Here is a 13,526-nt window from a genome sequence, read left to right as displayed (position 1 = left end):
AGACCATTCGCACGCCCGGCGTTCTGTTCGCCACCCTACAATCGGCTGACTCGCGTCGCACGCGTGCGACGACACGCCGTGCGCATCACGCGCGTGCCGCGGCGCTCACGCCCGAGTCGGCCGACAGGATGCGCTTCATCTCGTCGCGCACGATCGCGCGGCAGCCGCACGACATTTTCTCGAGGCCCGCAAGGTCGGCAAGCTCGATCGAGCTCCGGTACTGACGGATCAGGCCGAGTTTCTGGATCTCCCCGGCCGCATCCGTGACCGTCTCGCGCCGCACGCCGAGCATCTGCGCGAGCATGCTGTGGGTGATCTGGATCTCGATGCTGCGCGACCGGTCGTACGCGAGCAGGAACCATCTGCATAACTGATGTTTGAGCACGTGATGTCGGCTGCAGAACGTGATCTGCGAGACCTGGGCCATCAGCAGCCGCACGCAGACGAACACCAGATGGCGAATCACCGGCGACGCGTCGAACGCGGCGGCGAAGATGCGCCGGTCGAGCCGGTAGACGAAGCCGTCGCGGCATGCGACGGCACGGCACGGCATCCGGCCGCTGCCGCCGATCACGTCGTCGCAGACGACGCTCTCGCTGCCGATCTCGGCCACTTCCAGCGTCATGCCGCCGGACGACACGTACTGCAGCGAAATCGCCGTCGTGACGGGCAGGTAGACCGCGGTGAGCATTTCACCCGGTTCGCACAGCACCTGGCCCGATTTCAGGTGAACGAGTTGGAGGTTGGCAATCAGCGTCGCGCGTTCGTCGCGGTCGAGGGCCGCGAGGAACGGGTTGGCGTCGAAGCTGTGGGAAAGCTCGATCATGCCGCTCGCATGGGCGACGGCGTCATTGGCCTGGTGGGTCACGGCGGATCCTCGTAGGGAGCGATCGCACATCGCGCGACGCCATCCACGGGGATTTAGCACGCACGTGCGGATTCGTGTTCATAGAAATTCGAATGCCGATGGCGGAAAAGGCTAGCACGCAATTCAATTCGATAAATTGCGCATTACGTCACTTCACAATGTTTGACGATTTGGGGTAAATGAAAAGGTTATAGGTATTTGAAGATCGTCTTCGTATGAATTAATTGCACTGGAGGGTGAATCGCGAATTCGGTGCTGATCGAGAATCAATCCGGCAACGAAGTGCATCGTACAAGAAAAATATCTAGAATGCATTGAACATTATTTAACAATTTAGATTCGCGGGTATGATTTATTAATTGAATCATGGTGTTGCGTGAGATATGTGCGTTTGATTACAGTGTTGTAAATTAATCCGGCGATTCATATTTGAGACAGTTTCAAACGACCATTCGAGCGTGCGGCACGCGACTCTGGCCCGTTTGAGACATCATGGAAACAATTGAAAACGGGGTGTAAGTTATTGAACGATAAGACTCCCGCGCCGCTGCCGGTTCCACTGCCGGCCCCACGCTCAATGATCAGTCGAATTGCCGACTGCGTCCGCGACGCAAGCGGGTGTCCGGAAATGAGACGTTTTTTGCGGTTTTCGACCGGCTATTCGGGGGCGCTAAATCGCAAGTCATTTATATATTAAGGATGGAGCGGGTATTGGCACGTAAATCGCTTATCGAAACGGGCGTGTCGAAACGGGACTGCCGATTCGATCCAGCGGCGAGACGCTGTGGGTCGATTGGATCGAGGGTTGTGGGCCGCAACCCGCGTCGCCGTCCGGGCGCGCATCGCGATAACGAATTCCGCTGACGCGGCTGCATGCGGCGCGGACGATAAAAGGGATACAGACATGCTTCATCTTCACTCGAGCTACTCGGCGAATGCCATCCTCGATGCCCTTCCGGAGGACAGCATCCGTGCCATCGCACCGCACCTCGAACTGGTCCGGATCAAGGCCGGCATGCTCGACCGTGTCGGGGAACCGATGCGCCACCTGCATTTCCCGACCACCGCCATGATGTCGGTGCAGCACCTGATGGAGGACGGAGCGATGGTCGAGGTCGCCGTGGTCGGCCGCGAAGGTGTGGTCGGTCTGGCGACGCTCGTCGGCGGCACCGCGGTATCGAATCGCGTCGAAGTCCGTATCGGCGGGATGGCCTACCGCGTGCCGACCTGCGTGATGCGCTCGGAATTCGAACGTTCGCCGGCGACGTATCGGCTGCTGCTGAACTACTGCCAGGCGACGATGGCGCAGATTTCGCGCAGCGCGTTGTGCAACCGGCATCACTCGGTCAGCGAGCAGTTGAGCCGCTGGCTGCTGCTCGCGCATGACCGGATCGACGGCGACGAACTGGCCGTCACGCAGCAGACGATCGCGAACATGCTCGGCGTGCGTCGCGAAGGCGTGACGGAAGCGGCCGGCAACCTGCAGGAAGCCGGGCTGATCCGTCAGCGTCGCGGCCGCATCACCGTGCTCGATCGCGACGGTCTCGAGCGCCAGGCATGCGAGTGCTACGAGCTGATTCGCGCGGACTATCGCCGGCTGCTCGGCACGCGGGCCGGTGCGCGTGCGTTGCCGGTGCGGCCGCGCATGCAGGACCTGCACGGCGGTTTCCCCGCGCACGGTGTGTGACGATGCATGCGATGGCGGGTGGAACGAATGCGATGCGACGCGCCGCGATCGCCGCGGTCGATGTTGCGCTGGTGCTGGCAGGTGCGCTCGCCGCGCAGGCTGCGATGGGGCTCGCGTGGCACGATCTGTCGGACGCGCAGCGCGGCACGGTCGCATTGCTGTGCGTGCTGACCGTCGCGCTGTTGCCGCGCAGCGTGCGCGTGACGCGCGGCGCGGCGTCGCCGCACGACGGCGGTGCCGTGCTGACGCGCACGGTGGTGGCCGTCGTGTGCGTGGGCACGCTGACGGTGGCCGGCACGATGTGGATCATGAACCGCGGCGGCACGGTCACGACGCGCTGGATCGCGCGGACGGTGCTGTCCGGCGACGCGGCACTGCTGCTCGGCAGGCTGGCACTCTGCGCGCTGGCGATGAAGCGTGGCGATCCGCGCACGCGGCAGCGGCGGGTTGCGGTCGTCGGGGCGACCGCTTACGGACGGATGGCGATCGAGCGCATGCAGCTCGAACCGGCCGGGCCGTTCGCGGCTGCCTGCGTGTTCGACGACGATGCACCGGCCGCGGCCACGACTGACGGGATCGGCGGCGTGCCGGTGATCGACGACTGGGGCGCGTTGCGGCGCATGATCCGCGGCGGCGAGATCGACGAAGTGTGGCTCACGCTGCCGATGTCGCACGAGTCACGCATCCAGCGCATCGTGCGCGAACTGCGCGACGAGTTCGTCGAGCTGCGGCTGTTGCCGGACGTGCGGCAGATGGCGGTCGTCGAGCGATCTGCGACCGATGTGCTCGGCATGCCGGCCATCAACCTCGCGACCACGCCGCGTTCCGCGCCGGAACTGTGGGCGAAGTTCGCGTTCGACCGGCTGTTCGCCGGCGCCGTGCTGATTCCGCTGCTGCCGCTGCTCGCGGCGCTGGCGATCGCGGTGAAGCTGTCGTCGCCGGGGCCCGTCTTGTTCAGGCAGCGCCGCAAGGGCGCCGACGGGCGCGAGTTCCATATCCTCAAGTTCAGGACGATGCGCGTGCATCGCGTACAGCCCGGTATCGTGCGACAGGCCTCGCGCAACGATGCGCGCATCACGCCGGTCGGCGCGTTCCTGCGACGCACGTCGCTCGACGAGTTGCCGCAGTTCTTCAACGTGCTGTTCGGCCAGATGTCGGTGGTCGGCCCGCGTCCGCACGCGATCGAACACGACGACTTCTACCGGCAACTGATCGACTGCTACATGTATCGCTATCGCGTCCGGCCGGGAATCACGGGATGGGCGCAGGTGAACGGCTATCGCGGCGAGACACGCAAGGTCGAGGCGATGGCCGCGCGCGTGAAGTTCGACCTGTTCTACATGCAGAACTGGAGCTTCTGGTTCGACATGAAGATCATCCTGATGACGGTCGTGCGCGGCTTCGTCGGGCGCAACGCATTTTGATGAATAGGATTGCGAAGTATCGAGCGTCGACTCGTGCTTCCGGCCTCGATACGACGCGTCCCGCAACCGCGCTTCAGCTGTCCGCCGGCGGCTGAGCGGCTGCCGGCAACGCAGCGGGCGAGACGGCGGGGCTGGCGTCGGGCGCGGCTTGCGCGCTCGACGGCTGGATGGCGTGCTGGATCGTCGGCACGACCATCGTCGGGAACAGGGCCGCAAGGGCCACCCAGATGACGACGCCGAACAACATGACGTTCTCCCGGAAAGCCGCGGATTCGCCGCGCATGCTCTCAATCTACGACGCAACTTTTTACAGGGGATTGATCGACCTCAACGGCGGCTGCGTCAGACGAATGCTGCTCCGCGGGGTTTTCGCATCGGTCCCCGGTTTCTGATGCGCGATGCGGGCGCTGACGCCGGTCAACACATGCGTGTGCATTGGGTTTATGCTGCGTCGAATGCGTCCCGCACTTCATGTGGCCGGACGCGCATCCGGGCACGACGAGCCGGGCATCCCGGGCCGCCGTGCACCGGCGCGACAACCGCGCGCCGCATGCCTCATTGCGCGGAACCCGGAAAAGGAGGGACGGCGATGGCGCTCGATCGAGAACAACGGCAGAAGCTGCAGCGACGGCTGACCGAGAGCGAGCAGGCGTTGCGTGCGGAGATCCGGGCGAGCGAGGACCAGCGCGCGTCGGAGTCCTATGCGGAGCTTGCCGGCGCGGCGCCGGACGAGGGCGACGAGGCCAATGCCGATCTGTTCGTCGACATGGATCACGCGCTGATCGGGATGAAGCTGGCCGAGTTGCGCGCGATCGGGCGCGCGCAGCAGCGCATGCGCGACGGCAGCTACGGCGAGTGCATCGATTGCGATGCACCGGTCGGCTACGAGCGACTGCTCGCGCGCCCGACCGCCGAGCGTTGCACGCATTGCCAGTCGATATACGAGCGGCGCTACGCGACGACACCGCGCGCATCGCTGTGACGTCGGTGCAGGGGCCACGCAAGCAGCGAGCCCCGCGCGGCACGACACGGGCAATCGGCGCAGGATGACCAACGGGCACCCGCCGCCGTCGACATGCGGCGCCGGGCGGGCCGACGCCGGCACGCCGGCGCACGGCGCCATCCACGTGGAAGGGAGCCACGCCGATCATGCCGATCCACAATGCCGAGTGCGCGGCCGTCTTCACGGAAATCGCCGACATGCTCGAGATCCAGGGCGCCAACCCGTTCCGCGTGCGTGCCTACCGCAACGCGGCCCGTACGATCGCCGACTACGGGCGCGACATTCCGGCGATGATCGCGAGCGGCAGCGATCTCGGCCGGATTCCATCGATCGGTGCCGATCTCGCGGCGAAGCTGCGCGAGATCGCCGCGACCGGTACCTGCGAACTGCAGCAAACGCTGCGCCATGCGTTGCCGGGCGCGATCGTCGAACTGCTCGACGTGCCGGGGCTCGGCGCGAAACGCGTCAAGGCGCTGCATGACGCACTGCACGTCGACTCGCTCGAGCAACTGCGCGTCGAAGCGAAGAGCGGGCACGTGCGCGCGCTGCCGGGTTTCGGCGCGAAGACCGAAGCGCACCTGCTCGACGCGCTCGACGAGCGCCTGAAGCGCGAGCCGCAGCGCTTTCTGCTGCCGGATGCCGCGCAATCGCTGATGCCGTTGCTCGAGCGCTTGCGCAAGGTGGGCGGCGTCGGCGAAGCGGTGCCGGCCGGCAGCTTTCGCCGCTGCCGCGAGACGGTCGGTGATCTCGACATCCTCGTGACCGCACGCGATCCGGCCGCCGTGGCCGATGCGTTCGTCGGCTATGGCGAGGTCGCACGCGTGCTCGCGAACGGCAAGACGCGTTCGAGCGTCGTGCTCGGCAACGGGCTGCAGGTCGACCTGCGCGTCGTCGACGCCGACGCGTTCGGCGCGGCGCTCGTCTACTTCACGGGATCGAAAGCGCACAACATCGCGCTGCGCCGGATCGCGCAGGCCGGCGGGCTGAAGATCAACGAATACGGCGTATTCCGCGGCGACGAGCGGATCGCGGGCGCGACGGAGGCATCCGTCTACGAGGCGATCGGCCTTCACTGGGTGCCGCCCGAGTTGCGCGAGGGCCGCGGCGAGATCGACGCGTCGCGCGTCGGCGCGCTGCCGGCGCTGGTCGAACGCAAGCACGTTCATGGCGATCTGCATGCGCATACCGACGCGTCGGCAGGGCGCGACAGCCTGCGCGCGATGGCGGACGCGGCGCGTGCGCGCGGGCTCGCGTATCTGGCCGTCACCGATCGCATGCCGGAGTCCGGCGGCGGCCGTACCGATGCCGACTGGCTCGTACGGCAGATCGACGAGATCGACCGCCTCAATGCGTCATTCGACGACTTCGTGCTGCTGAAGGGCGTCGAGGCGGGCATTTGCGAGGACGGCAGCCTCGATGTGGCCGACGACGTGCTCGGCCGGCTCGATCTCGTGGTCGGCGCGGTACGTGACCGCTTCGACCTGCCGGGCGACGCGCAGACCGAGCGGATGCTGCGCGCGATCGATCACCCGTATTTCACGATCCTCGCGCATCCGACCGGCCGGCTGCTCGGCGAACGCGACGCATGCGAACTCGACGTGCCGCGCGTGCTCGCCGCGGCCGCCGCGCGCCACTGCTTCGTCGAACTCGACGGCGACCCGCGGCGGCTCGATCTGCCGGACGTCTGGTGCCGCGAAGCCGCCAAGGCCGGCGTCGCGGTGGCGATCGGCTCGGACGCGCGGTGCGCGGACGATCTGGACCATCTTGGATACGGTATCGGCCAGGCGCGGCGCGGGTGGCTCACGCGACAGGACGTGCTCAACACGCGCACGCTCACGCAACTGCGGCCGCTGCTGGCACGCACGATGGGTGCTAGTGGTGCTAGTGGTGCGAGTGGCACAAGCATCGCGTCGAAGCGCGGCCGCCCGACGCGCGCGTGACGGCGCACGTGCGCGCCGTCACGCATGCCGAAGTCAGGCCAGCACGTCTTCCGCCGGTACGTACGGCAGCCCGAGCGCCAGCGCGACGGCCTCGTACGTAATGTGGCCGTCGCACACGTTCAGGCCCGCGCGCAGATGCGGGTCGTCGGCCATCGCGCGTTTCCAGCCCTTGTCGGCGAGCGCGAGCGCATGGCCGAGCGTCGCGTTGTTCAACGCGAACGTCGATGTGCGCGCGACCGCGCCAGGCATGTTCGCGACGCAGTAATGCACGACGCCGTCGACGACGAAGGTCGGCTGCGCATGCGTCGTTGCATGCGAGGTCTCGAAGCAGCCGCCCTGGTCGATCGCGACGTCGACGACGACGGCGCCCGTGCGCATCGTCGCGATCATGTCGCGCGTGACGAGCCGCGGCGCCGACGCGCCCGGCACGAGCACCGCGCCGATCACGACGTCGGCGTCGCGCACGGCTTCGTCGATCGTATGCGCGTTCGAGCAGACGGTCGCGATCCGGTTCGCGAAGACCAGATCGAGCTGGCGCAACCGGCCCACGTTCGTGTCGAGCACGGTGACGCGCGCGCCGAGGCCGACCGCCATCTGCAGCGCACCGGTGCCCACCACGCCCGCGCCGAGCACCACGACGTGCGCGGCCGGCACGCCGGGCACGCCGGCCATCAGCACCCCGCGGCCGCCGCGCGGGCTTTCGAGGTGCGTCGCCGCGACCTGGATCGACATTCGCCCCGCGACCTCGCTCATCGGCGCGAGCAGCGGCAGTCCGCCGCCCGGGCCCGTCACGGTTTCGTACGCGATGCAGACCGCGCCGGACTTCACGAGCGCGGCCGCCTGCTCGGGATCGGGCGCGAGATGCAGATACGTATAAAGAATCTGTCCGCGCCGCAGCATCGCGCACTCGGCCGCCTGCGGCTCCTTGACCTTGATGATCATGTCGGCGCGCGCGAAGAGGTCGCGCGCGTCGTCGCACAGTGCGGCGCCGGCGGCCGTGTAGTCGTCGTCGAGCAGACCGATTGCCGTGCCCGCGCCGCGCTGCACGAGCACGCGATGGCCGTGTCGCGTGAGCTCACGTGCGCCGGCCGGCGTGAGGCCGACGCGGTATTCGTGATTCTTGATCTCCTTCGGCACACCGATGAGCATGAGTTGTCTCCATGGGTATTTGTCATGGTTGTCGTGCCCGGGCGCGCCGCGATCGTCCGATCGTGCGTGCCGGCGAACGGCACGTGTGCGACGGTTGCGCATGCACGGTTCGCGTGCCGTACTGGAATAAGAGGGTAGCGGTGCCCGGAGGGAAGTCAAGCGGCGGCCCGATGCGACGGCGCGCGCACTGCACCGCAACACGCGGCATGGCGTATTGCGACCGGACGTCGCACTGCATGCGGCACGCGGTTTGGGTATCGTCTCGTGTGGCGCGAAGCGGGGCCGCGCGCCGGATTCCTTCCGGCTGGATCACGACACGACGACACGATGAGACAAGGAAGCTTACCGACATGACGGGCGCGTATTTCAGCGTGCCGACGCTTTGTGCGATCGCACTCGTTCACGTCTATTGGGCGTTCGGCGGACGGCTCGGCAAGCATGCGGCCATTCCGGAACAGGACGGCGTACCGTTGCTGCGGCCGACCGTGCCCGGCACGCTCGCCGTCGCGGCGGCGTTGCTGGCCGGCGCGAGCGCGGTGGCGTCGCGCGCGGGCTGGCTGTGGCAGAACCTGTATCCCGGCGCGATCACGTTCGCGATCGTTGCGCTCGCACTGATCTTCGCGGTGCGCGCCGTCGGCGATTTCCGCTACGTCGGCTTCTTCAAGCGGGTTCGCGGGTCGCGTTTCGCGCGCATGGACAGCCTCTGTTACTCGCCGCTGTGTTTGGCACTTTCGTTGTCGATCGCGTCGATGCTGTGGCCGTGGTGAGCACTGCGGCGAGCGGGACGGCCGTTTCGCCGCGAGCCAAGCGGTAACGCGCGTCGCGGGCGCCGCATCGGAAAGCACCGAGCGGCGCGAGCACGGCAACCCTGAAAAACGACGGGCGCCGGTCGGGCGACGTCGCGCGTGCGTCCGGCCCTGCGATCGACGCCGCGGCAGCGCCACGGCTCTTGCGTATTCCGGAAAACGATTTCCTCATTATTGCGATTTTCGATGTAATGAATTGCACCGAACCCTTTGGAAATGGAACCGGTTCCATCTATAATTCGCGGCATTTGTCGCCGGGCCCGAATTGAGGGTCGTGCACGTTGCGCTTGCCGTCGGCCGGCGCGGCGTCTAAGTTGAATAGGCCATGGCGATGAGGGGCAGATGCGGGCGGCAAGCCCGTATTTGTCCGACGATAAGACCCGCGAAGAGGTCGACCCCGCGCGGCTGCCGGAACCGGCGCGCCGCGCGGCTGCATGACGGGCGCCACCGCGCAGTGCGCGGCCGGCGCCTGCATCGAGCTTGCTCGCAACATCGCAAGAAAGGACGGCCGGCCGCGCGCGGCATGGCTGCCGTGTCGGGCATGCCGCATCCGGAATGCGGTTCCCGAATCACGCTCCCCAACGATCAACATCCGACCATGTCCACGCCACCCGACAAACCCAACTCGCGTCGCCGCTTCCTGCGCACGTCGGTCGCGCTCGTGCCGATCGCGTCGGTCGCCGGTTGCGACCTGCGCTCGTCGTCGTCCTCGACCGCGGCCGGCAATGCCTCCACTGCGTCGGCCGGCGCCGAACGCGCGCCGTACAAGCCGACCTTCTTCGATGCGAAGGAGTGGGCGTTCGTCCAGGCCGCCGTCGACCGGCTGATCCCGGCCGATGCCGAAGGCCCCGGCGCGCTCGAATCGGGCGTGCCCGAATTCATCGACCGCCAGATGGAAACCCCGTATGCGCACGGCGCGACGTGGTACATGCAGGGGCCGTTCCAGCAGGGCGTGCCCGAGCTCGGCTACCAGCTCAAGCTCGTGCCGCGCGACATCTACCGGCTCGGCATCGCGGCGGTCAATCGCTATTGCGAAAAGGCCCACGGCAAGGCGTTCGCCGACCTCGACTCGCCGACCCGCGACACCGTGCTCGGCGAACTGGAAAAAGGCGGCGCGCAGATCGACGACGTGCCGTCCGCGGTGTTCTTCGGCCTGTTGCTGCAGAACACGCGCGAAGGCTACTTCTGCGATCCGGTGCACGGCGGCAATCACGACATGGCCGCGTGGAAGATGATCGGTTTTCCGGGCGCGCGCGCCGACTTCATGGATTTCGTCAATCAGAACGGCAAGCCTTATCCGTACGGCCCCGTCTCGATCAACGGGGAGCGCACCTGATGGCCGCAGAAAAGAAGCCGCACGTCGATGCGGTGATCGTCGGCTTCGGCTGGACCGGCGCGATTCTCGCGAAGGAACTGACCGAAGCGGGCCTGAACGTCGTCGCGCTCGAGCGGGGCGAGTATCGCGACACCTATCCGGACGGCGCGTATCCGAACACGATCGACGAGCTGACCTACAACGTCCGCAAGAAGCTGTTCCTCGACCTGTCGAAGACCACCGTGTCGATCCGCCACGGCGTGCAGGACACCGCGCTGCCGTACCGGCAGCTCGCCGCGTTCCTGCCGGGCGAGGGCGTCGGCGGCGCGGGGCTGCACTGGTCGGGCGTGCATTTCCGGATCACGCCCGAAGAATTGCGCCTGCGCAGCCACTACGAAGAGCGCTACGGCAAGAAGTTCATCCCCGAAGGGATGACGATCCAGGACACGGGCGTCACCTACGACGAACTCGAGCCGTATTTCGACTTCGCCGAGAAGGTGTTCGGCACGTCGGGGCAGGCGTACAAGGTCGGCGGCAAGGTGGTCGGCGACGGCAACGTGTTCGAGGCAAACCGCAGCGACAACTTCCCGCTGCCCGCGCAGCTCAATACGTATTCGGCGCAGCGCTTCTCCGACGCCGCGAAGTCGCTCGGGCTGCATCCGTACCGGCTGCCGTCGGCGAACACGTCGGGTCCGTACACGAACCCGTACGGCGTGCAGATGGGGCCGTGCAACTTCTGCGGCTACTGCAGCGGCTACGCGTGCTACATGTACTCGAAGGCATCGCCGAACCTGAACATCCTCCCGGCGCTGAAGCAGGTGCCGAACTTCGAGCTGCGCTCGAAGTGCCACGTGCTGCGCGTGGACCTCGACGACACGAAGAAGCGCGCGACGGGCGTCACCTACGTCGACCCGACCGGCCGTGAAGTGCACCAGCCGGCCGATCTCGTGATCGTCGCCGCGTTCCAGTATCACAACGTGCACCTGCTGCTGCTGTCGGGCATCGGCAAGCCGTACGACCCGATCTCGGGCGAAGGCGTGGTGGGCCGCAATTTCGCGTACCAGAACCTGTCGACGATCAAGGCGTTCTTCGACAAGGACACCTACACGAACCCGTTCATCGGCGCGGGCGGCAACGGCGTCGCGGTGGACGACTTCAACGCGGACAACTTCGACCACGGCCCGCTCGGCTTCGTCGGCGGCTCGCCGCTGTGGGTGAACCAGGCCGGCGTGAAGCCGATCAGCGGCATCGCGACGCCGCCCGGCACACCGCAATGGGGCTCGGCGTGGAAGAAGGCCGTGAAGGACAACTACGCGCACACGATCTCGATGGACGCGCACGGCACCAACATGTCGTATCGCGACGTGTACCTCGACCTCGATCCGACCTATCGCGATTCGTACGGCCAGCCGCTGCTGCGGATGACGTTCGACTGGAAGGACAACGACATCAGGATGGCGCAATACGTGACCGGACAGATGAAGAAGATCGCGGAGGCGATGGGGCCGAAGGCGATCGGCGTGTCGACGCGCGAGTTCGGCAAGCACTTCGATTCGCGCGCGTACCAGACGACCCACCTGGTCGGCGGCGCGATCATGGGCACCGACCCGAAGACGAGCGTGCTGAACCGCTACCTGCAGTGCTGGGACGTGCACAACGTGTTCGTGATGGGCGCGTCGGCGCTGCCGCAGGGCATCGGCTACAACCCGACCGGGATCATCGCGGCGCTGGCCTACTGGTCGGCACGTGCGATCCGCGAGCAATACCTGAAAAATCCCGCCCCGCTGGTGACCGTATGAAGAGGACAGTGAACCACCACAACGCCGCGCGCCGGATTTCCCCGCTGCGGCGCGCACTGGCGATCGGCACGGCATGGGCGGCGTTCGGTCTCGCGGGCGGCGCCGCGTTCGCGCAGCCGGCATCCGCGCCCGCCGCGGCTTCGGGCCCGGCCGCCGCACCGGTCGCGCAGTCTGCCGACGCCAACCTCGTCAAGCGCGGCGAATATCTGGCCCGCGCGGGCGACTGCATCGCGTGCCACACCGCGAGCGGCGGCAAGCCGTTCGCGGGCGGGCTGAAGTTCGACACGCCGATCGGCGGCATCTACTCGACGAACATCACGCCGGACCCGAAGACGGGCCTCGGCGGCTGGACGTATGAGGACTTCACCCGCGCGGTGCGCGAGGGCGTGCGCAAGAACGGCGACACGATGTACCCGGCGATGCCGTACCCGTCCTATGCGCGCCTGACCGACGACGACATGAAGGCGCTGTACGCGTACTTCATGCACGGCGTCGCGCCGGTCGAGCACGAGAACCGCGCGGTCGACATCGTGTGGCCGCTGTCGATGCGCTGGCCGCTGACGTTCTGGCGCAAGATGTTCGCGCCGGCGCCGAAGCCGTTCGATGCGGCGCCGTACACCGATCCGGTGGTCGCGCGCGGCGCGTATCTCGTGCAGGGGCTCGGCCATTGCGGCGCGTGCCACACGCCGCGCGCGGCGACGATGCAGGAACGCGCGCTGACCGACGCGGGCGGCCTCGACTTCCTGGCCGGCGGCGCGGCGATCGACGGCTGGGTGCCGACGAGCCTGCGCGGCGAGCCGCGCACCGGGCTCGGCACGTGGAACGAAACGGAGATCGTGCAGTTCCTGAAGACCGGCCGCACGCTGCGCACGGCCGCGTTCGGCGGGATGACGGACGTGGTCGGCCACAGCATGCAGCACATGAGCGACGGCGACCTGACCGCGATCGCGCGCTACCTGAAGACGCTGCCGCCGCGCGTGCAGGGCGAGCAGCCGCACGTGTACGACGCGGCCGCGGCGAAGGCGCTGCAGACCGGCGACGCTAGCAAGCCGGGCGCCGCCGTCTATCGCGACAACTGCATGGCGTGCCACCGCAGCGACGGCCACGGCTACACGCGCGTGTTCCCGGCGCTCGCCGGCAACCCGGTCGTGCAGGGCGACGATCCGACGTCGCTCATCCACGTCGTGCTGGAAGGCAGCGCGCTGCAGGGCACCCATACGGCGCCGTCGACCTTCACGATGCCGCCGTTCGGCTGGCGCCTGTCGGACCAGGAAGTCGCGGACGTGTCGAACTTCGTGCGCACGAGCTGGGGCAATACGGGCGCGCCGATCACCGCCGCGCAGGTCGCGAAGGTGCGCAAGGGCACGCCGTCGACGCGGCCCGAGCCGCCGCCGGGCGCGCGGTTCCCGCAGGCGTCGCGCTGATGCACGCGGCGGGGCATCCGGCCCCGCCCGATCGATCCGCCTCGCGGCGCCCACCGGCCCGCGGGGCGTGTTCCGCCCGCCCGGGGTTGTACCCCGCAATGGCGTGCCGAC

The 13,526-nt window shown here is 67.4% G+C and carries 11 protein-coding genes; 8 read left to right on the top strand and 3 right to left on the bottom strand.

The genetic code is table 11. The annotated features are described in order from the left end of the window. Window positions 1-85: 85 nt before the first annotated feature. Window positions 86-868: a Crp/Fnr family transcriptional regulator gene (locus DIE02_RS04825; protein ID WP_185702579.1), complete on the bottom strand. Its 783-nt coding sequence runs from the start codon at window positions 866-868 to the stop codon at window positions 86-88. Between the two features lie 904 nt (window positions 869-1,772). Here DIE02_RS04825 and DIE02_RS04820 point away from each other — a divergent pair. Further along, complete coding sequence (locus tag DIE02_RS04820; RefSeq protein ID WP_124484962.1) at window positions 1,773-2,555, top strand: Crp/Fnr family transcriptional regulator; 783 nt, start codon at window positions 1,773-1,775, stop codon at window positions 2,553-2,555. 32 nt (window positions 2,556-2,587) lie between these two features. Further along, window positions 2,588-3,979 carry an undecaprenyl-phosphate glucose phosphotransferase gene (locus DIE02_RS04815; protein ID WP_185702577.1) on the top strand — a complete coding sequence of 464 codons (1,392 nt, stop codon included), beginning with the start codon at window positions 2,588-2,590 and terminating at the stop codon, window positions 3,977-3,979. A gap of 73 nt (window positions 3,980-4,052) precedes the next feature. Here the strand turns inward: DIE02_RS04815 and DIE02_RS35415 are convergent, their stop codons facing one another. After that, window positions 4,053-4,226: a hypothetical protein gene (locus DIE02_RS35415; protein ID WP_185702575.1), complete on the bottom strand. Its 174-nt coding sequence runs from the start codon at window positions 4,224-4,226 to the stop codon at window positions 4,053-4,055. 342 nt (window positions 4,227-4,568) lie between these two features. Here DIE02_RS35415 and DIE02_RS04810 point away from each other — a divergent pair, with 342 nt between their 5' ends. Together DIE02_RS04810 and polX are read left to right on the top strand one after the other, a co-directional pair. Next, window positions 4,569-4,961 (top strand): TraR/DksA C4-type zinc finger protein, encoded by a 393-nt coding sequence (locus tag DIE02_RS04810; protein ID WP_124484959.1) that lies wholly within the window; start codon window positions 4,569-4,571, stop codon window positions 4,959-4,961. A 167-nt stretch (window positions 4,962-5,128) separates the two neighbouring features. Then, the gene (gene polX, locus DIE02_RS04805) at window positions 5,129-6,922 is read left to right on the top strand and encodes a DNA polymerase/3'-5' exonuclease PolX (protein ID WP_124484958.1); all 1,794 of its coding nucleotides are present in this window, start codon (window positions 5,129-5,131) and stop codon (window positions 6,920-6,922) included. 33 nt (window positions 6,923-6,955) lie between these two features. On the opposite strand, the gene ald is transcribed toward polX, so the two are convergent. Next, window positions 6,956-8,071, bottom strand: a complete 1,116-nt coding sequence (gene ald, locus DIE02_RS04800) for an alanine dehydrogenase (protein ID WP_124484957.1) — start codon at window positions 8,069-8,071, stop codon at window positions 6,956-6,958. A 350-nt stretch (window positions 8,072-8,421) separates the two neighbouring features. Here ald and DIE02_RS04795 point away from each other — a divergent pair, with 350 nt between their 5' ends. From DIE02_RS04795 to DIE02_RS04775, 4 genes are all read left to right on the top strand, one after another. After that, window positions 8,422-8,838, top strand: coding sequence for a DUF3995 domain-containing protein (locus DIE02_RS04795; protein ID WP_124484956.1), 417 nt, complete (start codon window positions 8,422-8,424; stop codon window positions 8,836-8,838). Between the two features lie 637 nt (window positions 8,839-9,475). After that, window positions 9,476-10,213, top strand: coding sequence for a gluconate 2-dehydrogenase subunit 3 family protein (locus DIE02_RS04785; RefSeq protein ID WP_124484955.1), 738 nt, complete (start codon window positions 9,476-9,478; stop codon window positions 10,211-10,213). Continuing rightward, on the top strand, window positions 10,213-11,991 hold the full coding sequence (locus tag DIE02_RS04780; protein WP_124484954.1) for a GMC family oxidoreductase: 1,779 nt from the start codon (window positions 10,213-10,215) through the stop codon (window positions 11,989-11,991). The genes DIE02_RS04785 and DIE02_RS04780 overlap by 1 nt, the downstream gene beginning before the upstream one ends. Next, window positions 11,988-13,415: a cytochrome c gene (locus DIE02_RS04775; protein WP_124484953.1), complete on the top strand. Its 1,428-nt coding sequence runs from the start codon at window positions 11,988-11,990 to the stop codon at window positions 13,413-13,415. Before DIE02_RS04780 ends, DIE02_RS04775 begins: the two co-directional genes overlap by 4 nt. Window positions 13,416-13,526: the final 111 nt, after the last annotated feature.

The sequence above is a fragment of the Burkholderia sp. Bp8991 genome, assembly GCF_003853795.1.
In the GTDB taxonomy this organism is placed as follows: Bacteria; Pseudomonadota; Gammaproteobacteria; order Burkholderiales; family Burkholderiaceae; genus Burkholderia.
Note: the sequence above shows the minus strand (reverse complement) of the source record. Positions and strands in the feature narration are given on the sequence as shown.

Coding starts and splice junctions, on each gene's coding strand:
- DIE02_RS04785 (WP_124484955.1), top strand. CDS start 9,476: ATGTCCACGCCACCCGACAAACCCAACTCGCGTCGCCGCTTCCTGCGC.
- DIE02_RS04810 (WP_124484959.1), top strand. CDS start 4,569: ATGGCGCTCGATCGAGAACAACGGCAGAAGCTGCAGCGACGGCTGACC.
- DIE02_RS35415 (WP_185702575.1), bottom strand. CDS start 4,226: ATGTTGTTCGGCGTCGTCATCTGGGTGGCCCTTGCGGCCCTGTTCCCG.
- DIE02_RS04820 (WP_124484962.1), top strand. CDS start 1,773: ATGCTTCATCTTCACTCGAGCTACTCGGCGAATGCCATCCTCGATGCC.
- polX (WP_124484958.1), top strand. CDS start 5,129: ATGCCGATCCACAATGCCGAGTGCGCGGCCGTCTTCACGGAAATCGCC.
- DIE02_RS04780 (WP_124484954.1), top strand. CDS start 10,213: ATGGCCGCAGAAAAGAAGCCGCACGTCGATGCGGTGATCGTCGGCTTC.
- DIE02_RS04775 (WP_124484953.1), top strand. CDS start 11,988: ATGAAGAGGACAGTGAACCACCACAACGCCGCGCGCCGGATTTCCCCG.
- DIE02_RS04815 (WP_185702577.1), top strand. CDS start 2,588: ATGCGACGCGCCGCGATCGCCGCGGTCGATGTTGCGCTGGTGCTGGCA.
- DIE02_RS04795 (WP_124484956.1), top strand. CDS start 8,422: ATGACGGGCGCGTATTTCAGCGTGCCGACGCTTTGTGCGATCGCACTC.
- ald (WP_124484957.1), bottom strand. CDS start 8,071: ATGCTCATCGGTGTGCCGAAGGAGATCAAGAATCACGAATACCGCGTC.